18 protein-coding genes and 1 tRNA gene are annotated in these 19,074 nt (G+C 73.3%); 7 read left to right on the top strand and 12 right to left on the bottom strand.

The genetic code is table 11. The features are described from left to right. Window positions 1-6 precede the first annotated feature (6 nt). On the top strand, window positions 7-471 hold the full coding sequence (locus ACZ4W5_RS33635; protein ID WP_465658832.1) for a universal stress protein: 465 nt from the start codon (window positions 7-9) through the stop codon (window positions 469-471). On the opposite strand, the gene ACZ4W5_RS33630 is transcribed toward ACZ4W5_RS33635, so the two are convergent. The 10 genes from ACZ4W5_RS33630 to ACZ4W5_RS33585 all read right to left on the bottom strand — a co-directional run bounded on the left by ACZ4W5_RS33630 (window position 461) and on the right by ACZ4W5_RS33585 (window position 10,046). After that, window positions 461-2,083, bottom strand: a complete 1,623-nt coding sequence (locus tag ACZ4W5_RS33630; RefSeq protein WP_465658831.1) for a DUF2079 domain-containing protein — start codon at window positions 2,081-2,083, stop codon at window positions 461-463. The genes ACZ4W5_RS33635 and ACZ4W5_RS33630 overlap by 11 nt on opposite strands. Window positions 2,084-2,123: 40 nt before the next feature. After that, window positions 2,124-3,482, bottom strand: coding sequence for a glycosyltransferase 87 family protein (locus tag ACZ4W5_RS33625; RefSeq protein ID WP_465658829.1), 1,359 nt, complete (start codon window positions 3,480-3,482; stop codon window positions 2,124-2,126). Window positions 3,483-3,747: 265 nt separating this feature from the next. Then, window positions 3,748-3,821 (bottom strand) — tRNA-Ala (locus ACZ4W5_RS33620). 73 nt (window positions 3,822-3,894) lie between these two features. Further along, window positions 3,895-4,917, bottom strand: coding sequence for a divisome protein SepX/GlpR (sepX, locus tag ACZ4W5_RS33615; RefSeq protein WP_465658828.1), 1,023 nt, complete (start codon window positions 4,915-4,917; stop codon window positions 3,895-3,897). Between the two features lie 150 nt (window positions 4,918-5,067). Beyond that, complete coding sequence (locus tag ACZ4W5_RS33610; protein WP_402486898.1) at window positions 5,068-5,652, bottom strand: GNAT family N-acetyltransferase; 585 nt, start codon at window positions 5,650-5,652, stop codon at window positions 5,068-5,070. Window positions 5,653-5,690: 38 nt separating this feature from the next. Beyond that, the gene (locus ACZ4W5_RS33605; protein ID WP_465658827.1) at window positions 5,691-6,209 is read right to left on the bottom strand and encodes a MogA/MoaB family molybdenum cofactor biosynthesis protein; all 519 of its coding nucleotides are present in this window, start codon (window positions 6,207-6,209) and stop codon (window positions 5,691-5,693) included. After that, window positions 6,206-6,706, bottom strand: coding sequence for a cyclic pyranopterin monophosphate synthase MoaC (moaC, locus tag ACZ4W5_RS33600; RefSeq protein ID WP_360231257.1), 501 nt, complete (start codon window positions 6,704-6,706; stop codon window positions 6,206-6,208). Before moaC ends, ACZ4W5_RS33605 begins: the two co-directional genes overlap by 4 nt. Before the next feature lie 100 nt (window positions 6,707-6,806). Beyond that, a complete protein-coding gene (gene glp / locus ACZ4W5_RS33595) occupies window positions 6,807-8,141 on the bottom strand; it encodes a molybdotransferase-like divisome protein Glp (RefSeq protein WP_360231260.1) in 1,335 nt (444 codons plus the stop codon). Between the two features lie 27 nt (window positions 8,142-8,168). Then, entirely contained in the window at window positions 8,169-9,089 is a 921-nt protein-coding gene (galU, locus tag ACZ4W5_RS33590) for a UTP--glucose-1-phosphate uridylyltransferase GalU (RefSeq protein ID WP_270144670.1), read from the bottom strand. Window positions 9,090-9,140: 51 nt separating this feature from the next. After that, a complete protein-coding gene (locus tag ACZ4W5_RS33585; RefSeq protein ID WP_360231263.1) occupies window positions 9,141-10,046 on the bottom strand; it encodes a GGDEF domain-containing protein in 906 nt (301 codons plus the stop codon). Between the two features lie 61 nt (window positions 10,047-10,107). On the opposite strand from ACZ4W5_RS33585, the gene ACZ4W5_RS33580 reads away from it, so the two are divergent. After that, window positions 10,108-10,710 (top strand): 5-formyltetrahydrofolate cyclo-ligase, encoded by a 603-nt coding sequence (locus tag ACZ4W5_RS33580; protein ID WP_465658825.1) that lies wholly within the window; start codon window positions 10,108-10,110, stop codon window positions 10,708-10,710. A 91-nt stretch (window positions 10,711-10,801) separates the two neighbouring features. On the opposite strand, the gene ACZ4W5_RS33575 is transcribed toward ACZ4W5_RS33580, so the two are convergent. Further along, a complete protein-coding gene (locus tag ACZ4W5_RS33575; RefSeq protein ID WP_465658823.1) occupies window positions 10,802-13,522 on the bottom strand; it encodes a penicillin acylase family protein in 2,721 nt (906 codons plus the stop codon). Between the two features lie 358 nt (window positions 13,523-13,880). Between ACZ4W5_RS33575 and ACZ4W5_RS33570 the strand changes: the two genes are divergently transcribed. The 5 genes from ACZ4W5_RS33570 (at window position 13,881) to mscL (ending at window position 18,541) form a co-directional block, all read left to right on the top strand. Further along, window positions 13,881-15,365 carry a potassium/proton antiporter gene (locus ACZ4W5_RS33570; RefSeq protein WP_360231272.1) on the top strand — a complete coding sequence of 495 codons (1,485 nt, stop codon included), beginning with the start codon at window positions 13,881-13,883 and terminating at the stop codon, window positions 15,363-15,365. Window positions 15,366-15,831: 466 nt separating this feature from the next. Next, on the top strand, window positions 15,832-17,121 hold the full coding sequence (locus ACZ4W5_RS33565) for an MFS transporter (protein ID WP_465658843.1): 1,290 nt from the start codon (window positions 15,832-15,834) through the stop codon (window positions 17,119-17,121). Between the two features lie 126 nt (window positions 17,122-17,247). Further along, window positions 17,248-17,574 (top strand): FmdB family zinc ribbon protein, encoded by a 327-nt coding sequence (locus ACZ4W5_RS33560; RefSeq protein WP_465658822.1) that lies wholly within the window; start codon window positions 17,248-17,250, stop codon window positions 17,572-17,574. A gap of 247 nt (window positions 17,575-17,821) precedes the next feature. After that, window positions 17,822-18,094, top strand: a complete 273-nt coding sequence (locus ACZ4W5_RS33555) for a hypothetical protein (RefSeq protein WP_465658821.1) — start codon at window positions 17,822-17,824, stop codon at window positions 18,092-18,094. Between the two features lie 30 nt (window positions 18,095-18,124). Further along, window positions 18,125-18,541 (top strand): large conductance mechanosensitive channel protein MscL, encoded by a 417-nt coding sequence (gene mscL / locus ACZ4W5_RS33550; RefSeq protein WP_360231278.1) that lies wholly within the window; start codon window positions 18,125-18,127, stop codon window positions 18,539-18,541. Between the two features lie 8 nt (window positions 18,542-18,549). Here the strand turns inward: mscL and ACZ4W5_RS33545 are convergent, their stop codons facing one another. Beyond that, entirely contained in the window at window positions 18,550-18,897 is a 348-nt protein-coding gene (locus ACZ4W5_RS33545) for a hypothetical protein (RefSeq protein WP_465658820.1), read from the bottom strand. Window positions 18,898-19,074: the final 177 nt, after the last annotated feature.

Below are 19,074 nucleotides of genomic sequence, written 5' to 3'. Positions count from 1 at the left end.
CGAAAGGTGCAGCCGCGCGGCCGGATCGTGGTCGGCGTGGACGGTTCCACCCCCGCCCGCGCCGCGGTCCGCTGGGCGGCCCGCCTGGCCCGCCGCACCGGCGGCCCGCTGGAGGCGGTGGCGGTCTGGGACTTCCCCTGCCTGTTCGGCGAGCACGGCCTGGTGCCACCCGCCCTGGACGGCTTCGAACCGGAGCGCCGCGCCGCGGAGATCCTCGACGAGGCGGCCGCCGACTGCGGGCTCGCCCTGAGCCGCCGGCTCAGCGCCGGACCGCCCGGACCCGCCCTGGTCGCCGCCGCGGCCGGCGCCGCCCTGCTCGTCCTCGGCAACCGCGGCCACTCCACCCCGCCGGACGCCCCGCTGGGCACCGTCGCCCAGTACTGCCTGCACCACGCGCCCTGCCCGGTGGCCGTCGTCCGGGCGGACGGCGAACGCACCGCCCGGGCGGACGGTGCGCGGATCAGCCCTTGAACAGGTTGTGCCCCACGTCGGACGGCACCTCGTCCTGGACCGGCGTGCTGCCCGGCCCCGGCACGTGCTCGCCCGGGATCGGCTGGTCGCCCTCGCGGTGCAGCAGCACCACCCCGTCCTCGGCCCAGAGCTGCCGGTACCCGTGCGCCAGCAGCAGCTGGATCCGGTCGGCCTGCTCCTTGTCGGTCTTGAAGGGGAAGGACCGCTTGTCGGAGCGGGTCAGCACGTACTCGCGCCCGCGCGGCGTCCCGTCCACCAGCACCACGTCCGTCCGGGCGGTCAGCCGCGGCGCGATCTGGTTGTCGGCCTCCACCGAGGCGCCGTCCGGGATCAGCGCGGCCGCCCGGACCAGCGCGGCCTCGCTCGCCCTGGGCTCCCAGGAGGACGGCACGGCCAGTTGCAGCAGCCCGATCGGCACCGCCGCCACCAGCGCCACCCCGACCGTGCCGAGGCCCAGCAGCCGGGCCCGGCGCCGGGTCCGCTCAGGCCGCTCGGCGCTGCTGAGCCGGCCCAGCACCTCGATGCTCGCGGTCAGCAGGACCGGCCAGAGCATCGAGTCGTAGTGCCGGGCGATCGACCAGTGGTTGGGGTTGCTGGAGAGGATCCGTTCGGCCAGCAGCGGCAGCATGCACAGCACGGTGGCCGAGCGCAGCGGCAGCAGGAACACGGTGCCGAACAGCCAGAGCAGCAGCAGCGGCTTCAACGGCTGGTCGAAGGCGGTCTGCACCAGCAGGAAGGGGTTGTGCAGCAGGTTGCCGACCGCCTCGCCGCCGTCGTCACCGAGCGCCTTGTAGTTCCAGTAGTAGCCCGGCTCGCCGCCCATCGCCGGGATCAGCCACTTGATCGCCACCGCCGAGGCGAGCGGCCCGCCGAGCAGCAGCCCCAGTCCGGTGAGCCGCCCCGTGCGGTCCCCGGTACGGCGGGTGCGCAGCAGCAGCACCAGCCCGTACGCGCCGACCAGCAGGCCGAGGTCCTCCTTGGTGCAGCACAGCAGCACCGCGGCGAGCACCACCGTGCCGTAGCGGCGGGCCAGGCCGCGCTCCAGCATCAGCAGGGTCAGCGGGACGGCGAAGGCCACCTCGTGGAAGCCGACCCGGGAGGCGACCAGCAGCGGCCAGCCGAGCGCGTAGACCAGCCCGGCCAGGTCGGCGGCCCGACGGGCGGTGCGCGGCTCGGCGGCGGCGAAGGAGTGCGCGGTGATCCGGCGGATCAGCGGCACCCCGAGCGCGAACAGCAGCGCCTGCCCGATGATCAGCGAGCGCGGGTCGTCCCAGATCCAGTACAGCGGCGCGAGCAGTGCCAGGACCGGGGAGAAGTGGTCGCCGAGCAGCGAGAACCCGGGCGGGAACTCGTGGTGGTAGGACTTCAACGTCGAGACGGGCAGCCCGAAGTGGGCGTAGCCGCGCACGCCCTGGTCGAAGATGCCGAGGTCGAAGCCGCCGAGCGAGACGGAGAGCCAGCCCTGCATCCCGATGGCGCACATCACCGCGAAGCACAGCAGGCTGAGCAGCACGGTGCGCCGGGCGGGCGGGCCCAGGACGGCCGCGGCCCGGCGGGCGGCGGCGGGTACGGCGGCCCGGGTCGTCGGCGGGGTCGCGGTCTCGGTGGTCACGTCGGCTCTGGTCCGTCTCTGGTCCGTGAGGCCCGGTCCGTCAGGTCCGGTTGCTCAGGGCGGGGTCGCGGTCGTCGTCGCGGGCGTGGTCGTGGTCGTGGTCGTGGCTACGGTCGTGGTCGAGCCTGGCGCCGAGCAGCGCCCAGGCACCGGCCGAGGCGTCCACGGCCTGGCTCCGGGCCCGGTACAGCCGCAGGCCGATCGCGACCAGGACGGCGAGCGCCAGCGGCGGGTAGATCGAGCCGGGCAGCTGCCAGTACCAGGCGACGCCGCGGCCCCAGCGGTGCGGCACGGCCCACATCACGTGGGAGAGGAACACCGCCAGCGTCACGCCGAGCAGCACCCGGCGGCCGGTGCTCCGGGCCTCGGCGGCCAGCAGGGCGATCAGCGGGAGGCACCAGACCCAGTGGTGGGTCCAGCTGATCGGCGAGACCAGCAGCGCGGTGAGGGCGGCGCAGACGCCGCCCCAGGCGTCGGCCCGGCGCAGCACCCGGGCGGAGCGCCCGGCGAGCACGGCCACCCCGAGCCCGAGCGCGGCGACCAGCCCGGAGGCGATCAGCCCGACCGTGCCGGGGTCGTTGACGTCGAGCAGCCGGCAGACGGCCCCACGCAGCGACTGGTTGTCGACCAGCACGGTGACGCCGACCCGGCTCGGGTCCCACAGGTACGTGGTCCAGAACCCGTACGAGGCGTCCGGCAGCACGGCCCAGCCGACCAGGCCGGCCGCCAGGAAGGTGCCGATGGAGACCAGGGCGGCCCTGGTCCGGCCGGTCAGGAACAGGTAGACGGTGAACAGCCCCGGGGTGATCTTGATCGCGGTGGCGAGACCGATGCCCACGCCCTTGGCCCGGCTGCGGTCCGGGCGGGTGAGGTCCCACAGCACCAGGCAGAGGATGCCCAGGTTGACCTGGCCGTACTGGAAGGTGGTGTAGACCGGCTCCAGCCAGACCGCGAGGCCGGCGGCGAGGACCGTGGCCGCCCTCCGGTACCGCCGGCCGGGCCAGCCCGCCAGCTTGAGCGACAGGTGCACGGCCAGGCCGAGCAGCGCGTAGTTGCCGAGCGTCACCAGGATCCGCAGCGGGCTCACGTCGAACCAGGTGCTCGGCACGAACAGCATCGCGGCGAACGGCGGGTAGGTGGCCGGGAGGTCCCAGCCGGGCAGGCGCATCGCGTACAGGTCGTCGCCGTTGACCACGGCCTGGCCCTCGGCCCGGTAGACGAGCATGTCGACCATGTTCGCCCCGTGCAGGTGCCGCTGGAGGACGAAGGCCGCCACCGACACCACGGCCACGCAGGCCGCCGCGATGGTCCAGGGGTTCGGTCCTCCGCTCGCCGGGCCGCCGTCGGGCCCCTCCGGGTCCGCCTGTCGCGTCCACCGTGTCAGACCGAACTCGCGCACCGCGATGGCACCCCGTTGAGATAGACCAGATCGTTCCCTCGTCACCGTCTGGGCCCACCCACCATAACCGACCCCTCTAAGAGTCCCCCGGGCCCGCAAGCACAACGAATTCCGCCCGGCAAGGGCGCTGTGAGCTCGGTCACGGCGCGGGTCACCGGGGCTTTCGGGGGCTCCCGGGGGCTTCCGGAGCGTCAAAACGCGAAATCCCGCCGGGAGTTGAACTCCCGGCGGGATCTGCCCGACCGGTCGGAACCGGTCCGTTGGGTGGAGCTGAGGGGATTCGAACCCCTGACCCCCTCGATGCGAACGAGGTGCGCTACCGGACTGCGCCACAGCCCCAACGAGAAGAAACTCTAGCACCTTTCGTAGGGGGTCCGTGACCACCCCCCTGGTCGGGGGGCGGTCACGGCGGTCATTCGTTGGCCGCGCGGGGGCGGGACTCCGGAGCCGGGGCTTCGGCGTACTGGTCGAACAGCGGGGTGTTGCGGGACTCGGCGGGCCGGCCGGCGGTCCAGGTGCCGGGAGCCGAGAGGTCCAGGCCACGGGAGACCCGGGGGGCGACCGGCGCGGTGACGTAGGTCGGCAGCGGGACCGGCACCGGCTCCCAGGAGTCGGGGCCGGCCGCACCGCGCTCGCGCATGCCGTCGACCCACTCCTCGTGCTCGGTCGCCTCGGCCACCGCGGAGGCGGAGGCCACTGCGGGGGCGGAGGGCACCGCGACGGTGGCCTGCTCCGGGTCGGCGGCCAGCCGCAGGTGCGGACGGCGGCCGGGGCGGTGCTCGGCGGGCGCGGCCGGGTCGGCGTCGTCCGGGGCGGGCGCCTCGACCGTCGGCCGGTCGTCCGCCGGGGCCTCGGCACGCCGGCGCTCGCGCTGGCGCAGCCGCTCGGCCGCCTGGGCGGCCCGGTTGCGGTCCAGCTTCACCTCGTACCGCTGGCGCTCCAGCTTGCGCAGGTGGCCGATGTAGAGGGTGAGGAGGACCGCCGGCACGGCCGGGACCCAGAGGAAGGCCAGGCCCGCCACCGCGGCGACCACCGCGCCGAGCGCGAAGGCCAGGAAGAGGGCGGTGACCATCCGGCGCCGACGGGCCAGCAGCAGCGCCCGGCGCTCGGATCCGACCTGCCGCGCCGGGGCCGGCCGTTCGGCCGGCCGCTCCACCGGTGGCTCGGGCTCCCGCACCGCGGGGTCGCCGGAGTCGGCCGCGTCCCGCTCCGGGGGGCCGTCGTTGCTGTGCTCGTCGTCACGCGATTCGTCACCCAGGGCCCGGGCTGCCCGTCGCTCCAGCGCCGAACGCCCGGCCAGCAGGCGGATGGCGGTGCTGAAGCGTTCCGTCGGGCGCGCCTCGTTGAGTTCGTCCTGCCTGCGGAGCCACATCGGCACCAGATAGGCGGCCCAGGCCCCTACGATGACGGCGTAGATAAGGCCGCTACTGCTCACGATTCACACCGTACGGGCGACGGGGAAGGCCCGGCAGCAATTTGGCGCGGCGTGTCGTGTGATCAAGCTGATTCTCCGACTATTTTGCCGGTGTTTGTGACGGTCCGCCACCGCGCCGATGCCATATCGATATTTCTTTCGAACAAATATTCAATTACGCGGTTCGTGGCCGGAACTGATCGCCCGCCAGCGCTCCAGCATCCCTTCCGGGACCTCCTCGGCGGTCAGGGCGTAGACCAGGTGGTCCCGCCAGTCCCCGTCGATGTGGAGATAGCGCGGGCGCATTCCCTCCGGACGGAAGCCGAGCTTTTCCACCACCCGCCGGCTCGGACCGTTCTCCGGGCGGATGCAGACCTCGATCCGGTGCAGTCCGAGGGTGCGGAAGCAGTGGTCCACCGAAAGCGCCACGGCCGTCGGCATGATGCCCCGGCCGGCCACCGCCTCGTCGATCCAGTAGCCGACGTTGGCCGAGCACATCGAGCCCCAGGTGATCCCGCCGACGGTCAACTGGCCGACCAGCTGGCCCTTGTGGAGCACCACGAAGGGCAGCATCCGGCCCGCCGAGGCCTCGCCGCGCAGGAAGCGGACCATCTGCCGGTAGGTCGGGCGGGGCCCGGCGGCCTGGCCGGCCGGACCGGGCGGCACGGTGGCCTCCCAGCGCCGCAGCCAGTCCCGGTTGCGGCGGCTCACCTCCTGCCACTCGCGCTGGTCGCGGGCCCGGATCGGGCGCAGCACGACCTCCCCCTCGTGGAGTTCTACCGGCCAGCCGGCGTTCAGTGCGCTCTCCCGGAAGCTGGTGCGTCGGGCCGGGGGTGGTCCCCGCCGCCGAGCTGGTCGACGGCGTGCGCGAGCAGCGGCTCCAGGACGGCCAGACCGTCCTTGACGCCCCCGGTCGAGCCCGGCAGGTTGACGATCAGGGTACGTCCGGCGAGCCCGGACAGCCCGCGGGAGAGCGCCGCGGTCGGCACCTTGTCGCGGCCGTACGCGCGGACCGCCTCGGCGATGCCGGGGACCTGCCGGTCGATCACCCGGGCGGTCATCTCGGGGGTGAGGTCCATCGGCGAGATGCCGGTGCCGCCGGTGGTCAGCACCACGTCGTAGCCGGCGGCGACGGCCTCGCGCAGGACGGTCTCGACCGGCTCGCCGTCCGGCACGACCCGCGGTCCGTCGACAGTGAAGCCCATCGCGGTCAGGCCCGCCACCAGCAGCGGGCCGCCCCTGTCCTCGTACACCCCGGCCGAGGCCCGGTTGGAGACGGTCACGGCGAGCGCCGTCATGCGCCGGGTGCTCATGCGCCGGCCTCCGGCGCGAACCAGTCGCCGCTCTTGCCGCCGGTCTTGCTCAGCACCCGGACGGACTCGATGCTCGCGCCCTTGTCGACCGCCTTGACCATGTCGATCACGGTCAGCGCGGCGACCGTCACCGAGGTCAGCGCCTCCATCTCGACACCGGTGCGGTCGGCGGTCCGCACGGTGGCGGTGATCTCGACCGCGTCGTCCCCGACGGTGAGGTCGACCTCGACGCCGGAGACCGCGATCGGGTGGCAGAGCGGGATCAGGTCCGGGGTCCGCTTGGCGCCCATGATCCCGGCGATCCGGGCCACCGCGAGGGCGTCCCCCTTGGGCACGCCCTCGCCGCGCAGCAGCGCCACCACCCGCGGCGAGACCCTGACCCGCCCGGCCGCGACGGCGGTGCGCGCGGTGGTGGCCTTCTCCGAGACGTCGACCATCCGGGCGGCGCCCCGGTCGTCGACGTGGGTGAGGCGGTCGCCGGGATTCGGTGTCGTCACGGGTAACTCCAGGGGCGCGCAGGTCGAATACCGCGCTACCGTACCGCTCTGCCGCACCCCGCTCGCCTCCGGGCGCTGCAGACCCGCCGCCCCGCGGCGCTCAGGACTCCAGCAGCACCACGTCGACCTCGCTGCCGGCGGGCAGCTCGGTGACCTCCTCGGGAACGGTGATCAGGCAGTTCGCCCGGGCCAGCGCCCCCACCAGGTGCGAGTCGGCGGCGCCCACCGGCCGTACGGTGCCGTCCGCCGCGTAGCGGCCGCGCAGGAACTGCCGGCGCCCGGCCGGGGAGCGCAGCGCGGACGGGCAGAGCGCGCGCACCACCGGACGGTGGACGTCGCTCGCGCCCAGCATGGTGCGGATCACCGGGCGGACGAAGAGCTCGAAGGAGATGTAGGCGCTCACCGGGTTGCCCGGCAGGGCGAGCAGCGGCACCCCGGCCGCGCCGCCGATCCGGCCGAAGCCCTGCGGCTTGCCGGGCTGCATCCGCAGCCTGCGGAAGTCGACTCCCCCGTAGGACTCGAAGACCTCCTTGACCACGTCGTACGCGCCGACGCTGACCCCGCCGCTGGTGACGATCAGGTCGGCCCGGCCGAGCTGCTCCTCCAGCACGGCGCGCAGCCGGTCGGCGTCGTCCGGGACGGCGCCGACCCGGTAGGCGATGGCGCCGGCCTCCTGGGCGGCCGCGGTGAGGGTGAAGCTGTTGGAGTCGGAGATCTGCCCGGGCCCGACCGGCTCGCCGGGCTGGACCAGCTCGCTGCCGGTGGAGAGCACCACGACCCGGGGGCGCGGGCGGACCTTCACGGTGGCCCGGCCGATCGCGGCGAGCAGGCCGAGCTGGGTGGGGCCGAGCCGGGTGCCGGCTTCCAGGACGGTGGCGCCGGCGGCGACGTCGCTGCCGCGGCGGCGGATGTGGGCGCCCTCGGCGACCGGGCGCAGCACCCGGACCTCCTCGTCCGGCACCGGCGCGGTCATCGCGGCGGCGGCCGTCCCGGTGCCGGTGCCGCCGTCGGTCCACTCGACCGGGGCGACCGCCTGGGCGCCGGGCGGCACCGGGGCGCCGGTCATGATCCGGGCGGCCCGGCCGGGGCCGACCCTGGGCAGTTCGCCCGCGCCCGCGGCGATGTCGCCGACCACGGCGAGCACCGAGGGGTACTCCTCGGTGGCGCCCTGGGTGTCGGCGGTGCGGACGGCGTAGCCGTCCATCGAGCTGTTGTCGAAGGGCGGCAGGTCGCCCTCGGCGACCACGTCCTCCTCCAGCCGGCAGCCCTGGGCGTCGAGCAGCTGGAGCTCGATCGCGGGCAGCGGGCCGACCGCGGCCAGCACGTCGGCGCGGTGCTCGTCCACCGTCCAGAAGCGAGGAGCCGCCGGTGCCCGGTCCGCGGACCCGTCGCAGCAGGCTGCGGGGGTGGTGGTGTGCTCCGTGGACCCGGTCATCGGCGGCTCGCTCTCTGTGTCGTGCGGTCAGTCCTGCAGCTCGGAACCGACGAACTCCCGCAGCCAGGAGCGGAACTCCGGGCCCAGGTCCTCGCGTTCGGCGGCCAGTCGGACGATAGCGCGCAGGTAGTCGGCGCGGTCGCCGGTGTCGTAGCGGCGGCCCTTGAAGAGCACGCCGTGCACCTGGCCGCCGGCCTCGGCGTCGCGGGTGGTCAGCTCGCGCAGGGCGTCGGTGAGCTGGATCTCGCCGCCGCGGCCGGGCGGGGTCTCGCGCAGCACGTCGAAGACCAGCGGGTCGAGGACGTAGCGGCCGATGACGGCGTAGTTGGAGGGCGCCTCGCCCGGCTCGGGCTTCTCGACCAGGTCGGTCACCTGGAAGACGTCCTCGCCGAAGCCGTTGGCCTTGACGGCCGCGCAGCCGTAGAGGTGGATCTGGGAGGGGTCGACCTCCATGAGGGCGACGACCGAGCCGCCGAGCTCCTGCTGCACCTCGATCATGCGGGCGAGCAGCGGGTCGCGCGGGTCGATCAGGTCGTCGCCGAGCAGGACGGCGAAGGGCTGGCCGGCGACGTGCTGCTCCGCGACGGAGACGGCGTGGCCGAGGCCCTTCGGGTCGCCCTGGCGGACGTAGTGCATGTTGGCCAGCTCGACGGACTCGCGGACCCGGCGCAGGCGGTCCTCGTCGCCCTTGCGGACGAGCAGCTCCTCCAGCTCGTAGGCGCGGTCGAAGTGGTCCTCCAGCGCGCGCTTGTTGCGGCCGGTGACCATCAGTATGTCGGAGAGGCCGGCGGCGGAGGCCTCCTCGACGACGTACTGGATGGCCGGCTTGTCGACGACGGGCAGCATCTCCTTAGGGGTGGCCTTGGTCGCCGGGAGGAAGCGGGTGCCCAGTCCGGCCGCGGGTACCACGGCCTTGGTTACCGGAATTCGGGAGGTGGTCGTCGTCATGCGTTTACCTTACTCAGGCACGTTTTCGCCCGGCCGAGCGCGGTCGGGCGGCTAGGACAGCACGTCCCGGGGCACGGCCACGGTGGCAGGCGTATGGGAAGCGACCGGCTGGGCCAGGGGGTCCCCTCCGGTACAGGCGGACAGACTACCCGGCTTTTCCGAACGGTCACGTTCGGGAGTCGGCGCCCGCTCCGGTGCGGAAGGGGGCTGCTCACGGGGCCCGGCGGGGCGGCCGGGGCCCGGCGCGAGCCGCCAGCAGTCGCCGCCGGCCGCCCGGGCGGCGGCCAGGGCCCCGTCGGCGGCGCGCAGCAGGACGGCCGCGTGGGTGCCGTCCTCGGGGAGCACGGCGACGCCGACGGCGGCGGTCAGGCCGTTGCCCCCGGCCGGCCGGGGCGCCCGGGTGCCGGAGGACCAGTCGAGCAGCAGGTGCCGGCGGACCGACCAGACCAGCCGCTCGGCGACCTGCGCGGCGCCCTCGGCCCCGGTGTCCGGGAGCACCACCAGGAACTCCTCGCCGCTGTAGCGGCCCAGGGTGTCGGCGCGGCGGATCTCCATCGCCAGCCGCTGGGCGAGGTCGCGCAGTATCGCGTTGCCGCGGGCCCGGCCGTGCTCGGCGAGCACCGCGTCGAAGCCGGCGATCTCCAGCAGCAGGACGGCCAGCGGGCGCGGGCCCTCGGCCTGGTCGGTGTGCTCGGCGCGGCGGGCCCGTTCGATCTCCCGGTCCAGGGTGAGCTGCAGGTGGCGGTAGTTCCAGACGCCGGTGAGCGGGTCGCAGGAGGCGGTCCGCTCCAGCTCGGCGCAGCGCTCCTCCAGTTCGGCGATCCGGCCGGTCAGCCGTTCCCGGTCGGCGGCGGCCCCGGCCCGCTCCCGGCGCGCGCGCACACCGAGCACGGTGGCGCCGGCCAGCGCGGGGGCGCTCAGCGCGGCCAGGGCCTGGACCAGCAACGGGGTGGACAATCGGGGCGCCCTTTCGCGTGTCAGGCTCTGCGCGTCACGGTTTTCGGACGTGGAGGATCCGGTGCACAACGAGAAGAGCGACCTGAGGACACGGCTGTTGACGCGGCGCCGCGCACTCACCGCCGAGGGGCGCGCGCAGGCGGCACTCGCGCTGGCCGGACACGCGTGGGAACTGGCCGCGCCGGGCAGCACGGTGGCCGCGTACGTGTCGGTGGGCGCGGAGCCCGGGACGCGGCCGCTGCTGGACGCGCTGCGGGAGAGCGGCGTCCGGGTGCTGCTGCCGGTGCTGCTGCCCGACAACGACCTGGACTGGGCCGAGTACGCGGGGCCGGCGGCGCTGGCCGCGGCCGGGCGCGGGCTGCTGGAGCCGGTCGGGCCGCGGCTGGGGCCGGAGGCCGTCACGGAGGCCTCGGTGGTGCTGCTGCCGGGCCTGGCGGTGGACGCGGCCGGGCTGCGGCTGGGCCGCGGCGGGGGCAGCTACGACCGGGTGCTGGCCCGGCTGGAGCGGGCCGGGGCGCGGCCGGTCCTGGCGGTGCTGCTGTACGAGCACGAGCTGCTGGAGCGGGTGCCGGCCGAGCCGCACGACCTGCCGGTGGACCTGGTGGTCACGCCCTCGGGGGTGCGGGCGCTCGGCCGGGACGGCGGCGGCCCGGACGGCGGGTGAAGCGGCGGGGGCCGGGACGGCGGCGGATGAGACGGCGGCGGCCCCGCTCTCCCGGGGAGGAGGGCGGGGCCGCTCGGGCTCGGGACGGGCCTCAGCCCGTGGTGAGCACCAGCTTGTGCTTGGTGGCCTTCTCGACCGCGTCCGGCGTGTAGGCCCAGGTCAGCAGTTTGCCCTTGAGCCAGAGGTCGGTCTGGTCGTTGTAGTTCTGGTGGAAGGCGTGGCCGGAGGCGCCGCCGACGTTGACCCAGCGCGAGGCGTCCAGGTCGTTCAGGTCGACCACCATCCGCATCGACGGGATCCAGTCCACCTGGTAGCCCGCCGCCGCGTTCCAGCCGGCCGCGTCGACCGCCGCCGAGCCGCCGGAGAGGCGGTACGGGCCGCGGTTGAGCAGCTTGTGGACGAGGCCGGAGGCGATCGAGGAGTTGTCGGTGCCGAGGGTCTGCTCGCGCAGCTCCAGCTTGTGCAGACGGCCCCAGCTCCAGGTGGAGATGTCCTTGCCGAGCAGCGAGGTCAGGTCCTGCCGGGCGTTCTTCATCGCCTCCTTGAGCAGGTTGTCCAGGCCCTTCTGCTCCTTGTGGTCGGAGTCGATGTACGTCCACCAGGAGCTGTCCGGCTTGTCGAGCTGGGCGCGCACGACCTCGGTCCAGCGGTCGCCGCCGTCCGGCTGGGCCTTGCCCGGGTCGCGGGTGCCGCACTGGGTGACGATCTTGCTGGAGCTGTCCGGCTTGGTCGGGTCGTCCTGCTGGCGCACCAGCAGGCAGTTGTCCTTGGCCCGGATGTCGGCCGGGAACTTCTGCCCGAAGGCCAGGCTGAGCAGGTTGCGCCAGACGCCGTTGTAGTAGGCGGCGGCGGCCGAGTCGGCGTCCTGGTGGAAGTTCCAGTCCTTCAACAGGTCCTGGGCCTCGCGCACGTAGGGGTCATCGATCCGCTGCTTGAGCAGCAGCGGGACCAGCGTCTTGGCCATGATGCTGGTGTTGTCCAGCTGGAGGGTCTGCATGTCGTCCGGCGAGATCTTGCCGTTGTTCTTGAGCAGGCCCTCGATCTGGTCGGTGATCTCCTTGGCCCGGGTGCCGTACTCCCAGTCCTTGGTGAGGTTGTACTTGTAGCCCTGGTCCACCACGGCCTGGTTGGCGGTGACGATGTAGCCGGAGGCCGGGTTGAGGCTGTACGGCAGGGCGGTGAAGGGGACCGGGTCCGGCTTCCACTGGTACGAGGAGTCCCAGCCCGGGGCCGGCATCGAGCCGTCGCCCTTGCCGCGCACCGGGACGACGCCCGGGGCCTGGTAGCCGATGTTCTTGCTGTCGGCGTAGATCAGGTTCTGCGCGGGGACGGCGAAGTCCTTGGCAGCGGCGCGGAACTCGTCCCAGTTCTTCGCCCTGTCGAGCTCGAAGACGGCGTCCATGGTCCTGCCCGGGCTGAGCGCCGTCCACTGCAGGGCGACGCCGTAGCCGCCGGTGCCGCGGTCGGGGGCGGAGCTGCCGTTGGGGGCGTACTTGCCGACGTTCTGCTGCTCGGTGCTCACGTCGGAGATGAGCGGGGCGCCGGTGCGGGTGGTGCGGACGGTGATGGTGCGGTCCTCGCCGCCGGCGACCTTGATGGTCTCCTTGCGGAGGTCGAACTTCTCGTCCTTGCCGTCCACCTGGTAGGTGTCCGGGCCGGTGACCTTCTCCAGGTAGAGGTCGGTCACGTCGGCGCCGAGGTTGGTGAAGCCCCAGGCGACGTCCTTGTTGTGGCCGATCACCACGCCGGGCATGCCGGCGAAGGTGAAGCCGGAGACGTCGAACTGGCAGGCCGGCGAGGCGGTCCGGCAGTGCAGGCCCATCTGGTACCAGACCGAGGGCAGGCCGGGGCCGAGGTGCGGGTCGTTGGCCAGCAGCGGCTTGCCGGTGGTGGTGTGCGAGCCGGCGACCACCCAGGAGTTGGAACCGATGCCCTGGCCGGGGCGGCCGAGCAGCTGCGGCATCGCGTCGATCCGGTCGGTGAGGCCCTGCAGCAGCGCCTTGGTGGTGGCCGCGCCCTGGGCGGTGCCGGCACCGGGGGCGGCACCGGCCGGGGTCGAGCCGTCGGCCGGACGGTAGGTGTCGCCGTTGACGGTGCCGGTCTTCACGATCGTGCCGTTGCGGGCGTACGGGTAGTCCGGGTACAGCTCGGCGATCTTGTCCGGGCCGAAGTCCTGGGCCAGCAGCGAGCGGTCGACCTCCTCCTGGAGGTTCCCGGAGAGGTTCCAGGCCATCGCCTTGAGCCAGGCCACCGAGTCGACCGGGGTCCACTGCTCGGGCGTGTAGCCGCTGTTGACCACGCCGAGCATGGCGTACTCCAGCGAGGCCTTCTCCCCGCCGGGGTGCTCGGCGAGCCAGGCGTTCACGCCGTCCGCGTAGGCCTGGAGGTACTTCTTGGTCTCCGGCGAGAGCTTGGTGTCGTACTCCTTCTGCGCCACCTGCCGCCAGCCCATGGTGCGGATGAAGGAGTCGGTGTCGACCTGGCCGTCGCCGAACATCTCGGACAGCCGGCCCGCGGTGATGTGCCGCCGGACGTCCATCTCCCAGAAGCGGTCCTGGGCCTGGACGTAGCCCTGGGCGCGGAACAGGTCCTCGCTGGTGTCCGCGTACAGCTGCGGGATGCCGTTGGCGTCGCGCTTGACGTCGACCGGCGCGCTCAGGCCCGCCACCTTGACCGTGCCGTCCACCTCCGGGAAGGAGGCGCGGACCGCGGTGACCCCGCGGTAGCCGCCGTAGCCGACGCCGGCCACCAGCAGCACGACCAGCACGATCACGATCAGACGGGCGCGCCGGAACTTCTTCGAGCGGGGCATCTGGGTCCTTGCGGTCCTGACTTCGGGGCGGGCGGGCGTGTCCCGGGCCTGGGGCCGTGACAGGGCACCACATTAGGCCGAGTCGGACGACCGGCGTGCACGGGGGACGCTCCCGGCGGGATCGGGGGAGGTCAACGAGCGGCCCGGAAGGGGCTGGTGGGCGCCCTGCGGGCACTCGCGACGGGCGCGACGAGGGAGGAAGTAGGCAATGAAACTAAAGATATGGCAAAATGTTAGACTGAGTAACGATCCGCAAGAGGAGCATTGACGACTTCTTAACGGGTCGACGGTCCGGCACTGCCCCGGCCCGGCACCACCTGACACCCCGCCCGCCCATGCCTGCCCGAGGTGCCACTGCGTGAACGTCGCCCACCTGAACCAGCTCCTGCTCGAAGCCTCCGTGATCCTGCTCTTCGCAGTGGTCGCCGTCCGGTTCTCGACCCGATCAGGACTGCCCAGTCTGCTGATCTACCTCGGGATCGGCGTGGCGCTGGGCCAGAACGGGATCGGCGTCACCTTCAACAACGCCGAACTGACCCAGGTGCTCGGCTACGCGGCACTCGTGGTGATCCTCGCCGAGGGCGGCCTCAAGACCAGCTGGCGCGAGGTCAGGCCGGCCATGCCGGCGGCCACCGTGCTGGCCACCGTCGGCGTCGGCGTCAGCGTCTTCGTCACCGCGGCCGGCGCGCACTGGCTGGTCGGCCTGGACTGGCGCACCTCACTGCTGCTCGGCGCGATCGTCTCCTCCACCGACGCCGCCGCCGTCTTCTCGGTGCTGCGGATGGTCCCGCTGCCGCACCGGCTCACCGGCCTGCTGGAGGCCGAGTCCGGCTTCAACGACGCGCCCGTGGTCATCCTGGTCGTCGCCTTCGCCTCGACCGGCGAGCTGGACTCCTGGTACGTGCTGCTCGCCACGATCGCCGCCGAACTGGCGATCGGCGCCGCGGTCGGCCTGGCCGTCGGCAAGCTCGGCGCGTTCGCGGTCAAGCACGTCGCCCTGCCGTCCTCCGGCCTGTACCCGATCGCCGTGGTCGCCCTGACCGTGCTCGCCTACGCCGGCGGCGCGCTGCTGCACGGCTCCGGCTTCCTCGCCGTCTACATCAGCGCGGTGATCCTCGGGAACTCCAAGCTGCCGCACGGCCCGGCCGTCCGCGGCTTCGCCGACGGGCTCGCCTGGATCGGGCAGATCGGGATGTTCGTGCTGCTCGGGCTGCTCGCCGCACCCGAGAGCATGGGCGACGCGGTCGTCCCCGCGCTGGTGATCGGCGCGGTGCTGGTCTTCCTGGCCCGGCCGCTGTCCGTGGTGCTCACGCTCACCCCGTTCAAGGTGCCCGCCCGGGAGCAGGCGCTGCTGAGCTGGGCCGGACTGCGCGGGGCGGTGCCCATCGTCCTGGCCACCATCCCGGTGGTCTCCGGGGCGCACAAGGCCGACGACGTGTTCAACATCGTCTTCATCCTGGTCGTGGTCTTCACCCTGCTCCAGGGCCCGACCCTGCCCTGGATGGCCAGGCGGCTGCGGATCGGCGAGGGCGCCATGGGCCAGGACCTCGACATCGAGTCCGCGCCGCTGGAGAAGCTGCACGGGCACCTGCTCTCGGTCACGCTGTCGCCGGCCTCGCGGATGTCCGGCGTGGAGATCAGCGAGCTGCGGCTGCCCAAGGGGGCGGCGGTCACCCTGGTCGTGCGGGACGGCAGCTCCTTCGTGCCGGACAAGGCGACGATGCTGCGCGGCGGGGACGAACTGCTGGTGGTCACCACGGACGAGGTCGGCGAGGCGGCCGAGCGGCGGCTGCGGGCCGTGGACAAGGGCGGCAAGCTGGCGGGGTGGCTGAACGGGCGCTGAGGCGCCGCCGGGGTTGGTGGGGTTGCTCGGGGTTCTCGGGTGGCTCGGGGTACTCGGGTGGCTGGGGTGGCCGGGGTGACTTGAGTGGCCCGGGGTGCTCGGGCGGCCCCGGTGGCTCGGGTGTTCTGGGTGGTCTGGCGGGATCTACGCGCGTAACTGTATGCTGGTACGACCACGCCGTATGACTACCGTTAGACCACCCCCAGCATCTGCCTGACGCAGAGTTGGCGCGACCGCTCGGCGGCCGCGGCCCGGCCCCGGCCCACCAGGCCCGGCCGGCCCGGTATCTACCCCGGTCGACGCGCGAGAGGACGACTCTCGGCGCCGTCGGGGCCACCCCATGCCCTGCCGCGCTACCAGGCAGCAGGAAGGACCGACCGTGACGGCCCGCCGAACGGTCGAGATCACCGCGGACAGCGCTCCGGACACCGCGGACAGCACCCCGAACAGCGCGACCGCCGACGCCGTGACACCGGCCAAGGTCGGGTACGGCGCGCTGCTGCGCACGCCCGGAGCCTGGACCTTCCTGGCCCCCGCCTTCATCGCGCGACTGCCCTACGCGATGCTCAGCATGGGCATCCTGCTCCTGGTCAAGGACACCCACGGCTCCTACGGCACCGCGGGCACCGTCACGGCCATCGCCGCCGTCGCCCAGGCCCTGATCGGCCCGCAGACCGGACGGCTCGCCGACCGGTACGGGCAGGCCGCCGTCCTCGTCCCGACCGTCGCGGTGCACGCGGCCTCGGTCGGCCTGCTGATCGCGCTGGCGCTCGGCCACGCGCCCGCCTGGAGCCTGTTCCTGGCCGCCGTCCCGGCCGGCGCGAGCGTTCCGCAGATCGGCGCGATGGTCCGGGCCCGCTGGATCGCCACCATCGGCGCCGAGGGCGCGTCCGCCTCCGCCCCGGCCAAGGTGAGCACCGCCTTCGCCTTCGAGTCCGTGACGGACGAGTTCACCTTCGTGATCGGCCCGATCCTGGCCGCCAACATCGCCACCTCGGTGAACCCGGCCACCGCCCTGGTCGTCGAGGCCGCGCTGACCTTCGTCGGCGGCCTGGTATTCGCCGCCCAGCGCCGCACCGCACCCGCCCGGATGACCCCGGAGCCCGGCGTCCGGCGCGCCTCCGCGCTCTCCTCCCCCGGCGTCCGGCTGCTGGCCGGGGTGATCCTCGGGGTCGGGGCCGTCTTCGGCGGCATGCAGGTCTCCGTGAACGCCTTCGCCGACTCGGTCGGCCAGCACGACGCGGCCGGCACCGTGTACGGGATCTTCGCCGGCGGCTCGATGGTCGCGGGCGTGCTCTACGGAGTCATCGCCTGGCGGCGGGCCGTCCAGCAGCGGATGGTGATCAGCTACGCGCTGCTGGTGGCGGGCTGCTCCACGCTGTGGGCGATGCCCAACCTGGTCACGCTCTCGATCGCCGCGCTGGTCTGCGGCCTGGCCATCGCGCCGACCCTGATCAGCGGCTACACCCTCGTCGAGACCCTGGTCGAGGACGGGGCCAAGACCGAGGCCTTCACCTGGCTGACCGGTGCCATCGGCCTGGGCCTGGCGGTCGGCTCGATGGTGGCCGGGCGCCTGATCGACGGCCACGGGCCGTCCGCCGGGTTCCTGGTGCCGCTGGTCGGCGCCGGGCTGGGGCTGATCGCGCTGGTGTCGCTGCGGCGCCTGCTGGTGGCCCCGGGCGGGGCGAGCCGCGTGGTGGCCTCCTCGGCCGACCTCGGCGGCGCGGGACAGCTGGTCGGTGCCGCGAAGGGCTGAACGCGCGGTCGTCGGTGACTCGGTACCGGCTCATCTCACACCGGATTCGCTGGACTGATCCAACGGAATACCGCATCATTGACCATCGTTAGCACTCATCAGGCGAGAGTGCCAGGAGGAAGACAAGTGCCCACGTACCAGTACCAGTGCACCGAGTGCGGCAGCGGCCTGGAGGCGGTGCAGAAGTTCACCGACGAGGCGCTGACCACGTGCCCCGAATGCCAGGGACGGCTCCGCAAGGTCTTCTCGGCCGTGGGCGTCGTGTTCAAGGGCTCGGGCTTCTACCGGACCGACAGCCGTTCGTCCTCCAGCAGCTCGGTGGGCGCGGCTTCGTCCGCCGGCTCGTCGACCGGCTCCTCGGCGTCGTCGGGCTCGACCGGCTCGTCGTCCGGTTCTTCGAGCACGTCGAGCGCGTCGAGCTCGTCCAGCAGCCCGGCTCCGGCCGCCGGCTGACCTCGGTTTCACGGGAAGGCCCGTCGACCCCGCTGCGCGCGGGGACGGCGGGCCTTTTCGCGTGCCGCGGCGGGCCTTTCGCGCGCCGCCGTCAACTTCCGGAATCGAAATAACTCGTGCGGGTGTACGAAGTTATCCACAGGGGCGGGTTTGTCCACAGGCTGTGGGAATCGATTTCCGGAGCGCGGCAAGAACGCGCAAGGTATGGGACACCGAGCAAGACCCGACCGAGTCCGGAGGTGTCCCGATGACGACCACGAGCCTCTCCCTCCCGCTGCCCGCCCCCTCCGTACCGCCCCGGCGGGAGGTGCCGAGCTTCCCGCCGATCCGGCGCGGCTGCGGCGGGTGGCACCGCTGGCGCCGGGCCGTCCGGCGGCGGGGCGGGGTGCCCGCGCTGGTGCTGCTCGCGGCGGCCGCGGCACTCGCCTCCGGGCCCGCACGGGCCGGCCTGCCACCGCCCCCGGGCGGCGCCGTGGGCCGTACGGGTTGTCAATCCGGGCTTCCGGAAGATCACCCGTAACCCGGCGACGACTTCGTCGTTCGAGGCGGCATGAAAGGCTTCAAAGAATTCCTGCTGCGTGGAAATGTCGTCGAGCTCGCCGTCGCCGTGGTCATCGGCGCGGCCTTCACCAACATCGTCAACGCCTTCGTCAAGGGCGTGATCAATCCGATCGTCGGCGTGTTCGGGACGAAGGACCTGGCGTCCTACAGTTCCTGCCTCAAGGGGCCCTGCGAGGTGAGCGCCACCGGTGAGGTCACGTCCGGGATCCTCATCCTGTGGGGGTCGGTGCTCAGCGCCGTCCTGCAGTTCCTGATCACCGCCGCCGTCGTCTACTTCGTGCTGATCGTGCCGATGAACCGGATGGCGGCCAAGCGCAAGAGTGTCGCCGAGGTGGCGGCCGAGGCCGAGGCCAAGGAGGTCCAACTGCTGACCGAGATCCGCGACGCGCTGGTCGCGGCGCGCTAGGGAGTCCCTCAGTCGCCGTGGTGCGGCGGGCGCTGGCTCAGGTACCAGTCCAGCCCCCGCCCACCGCCGGCGCCCGCCCCGGGGCGATCGCCCCAGCCGGCGTCGGTGTCGTCCCGGGACTGCTGGTCCAGCGGGTCACGGAAGACCAGGCGGGCCTTGGCAGGGGCGGGAGGGGTGGTGGAGGTGGGAGGGGTGGTGGAGGTGGGAGGGGTGGAGAAGGAGGGAGGGAGGGGGGAGGGGGAGGGGGAGGGAGGGGCGGGGGTGGCCCCCCGCGTGCGGCCCTGGCCCGGTTCGCGCCCCGGTTCCGGCGCCTGCTCTTGTTCCTGCTCGCTCATCTCGTCCACTCCCCTGCTCACGGTCCGGCCTGTCCTTTCAGCGTAGAAGCCTCGTGAGGCTCCCGGCGACATGCGCCGGCCCGGGGGGGGGGGGGGGGGGGGGGGGGGGCGGGGGGGGGAGAGGGGGGGGGGGGGGGGGGGGGAGAAAAGGGAGGAGAGGGGAGGAGGGGGGCAAGCGGGAGGGGGTTTCGGGGCAAA

The organism is Kitasatospora sp. NPDC029367, assembly GCF_055569135.1.
This window is presented reverse-complemented; position numbering and strand designations above follow the sequence as displayed.

What these genes read in the sequence shown, in the direction of transcription:
- ACZ4W5_RS33605 (WP_465658827.1), bottom strand. Translation starts at nt 6,209, where the DNA reads ATGAGCACCCGGCGCATGACGGCGCTCGCCGTGACCGTCTCCAACCGG.
- glp (WP_360231260.1), bottom strand. Translation starts at nt 8,141, where the DNA reads ATGACCGGGTCCACGGAGCACACCACCACCCCCGCAGCCTGCTGCGAC.
- galU (WP_270144670.1), bottom strand. Translation starts at nt 9,089, where the DNA reads ATGACGACGACCACCTCCCGAATTCCGGTAACCAAGGCCGTGGTACCC.
- ACZ4W5_RS33575 (WP_465658823.1), bottom strand. Translation starts at nt 13,522, where the DNA reads ATGCCCCGCTCGAAGAAGTTCCGGCGCGCCCGTCTGATCGTGATCGTG.
- ACZ4W5_RS33555 (WP_465658821.1), top strand. Translation starts at nt 17,822, where the DNA reads ATGACGACCACGAGCCTCTCCCTCCCGCTGCCCGCCCCCTCCGTACCG.
- mscL (WP_360231278.1), top strand. Translation starts at nt 18,125, where the DNA reads ATGAAAGGCTTCAAAGAATTCCTGCTGCGTGGAAATGTCGTCGAGCTC.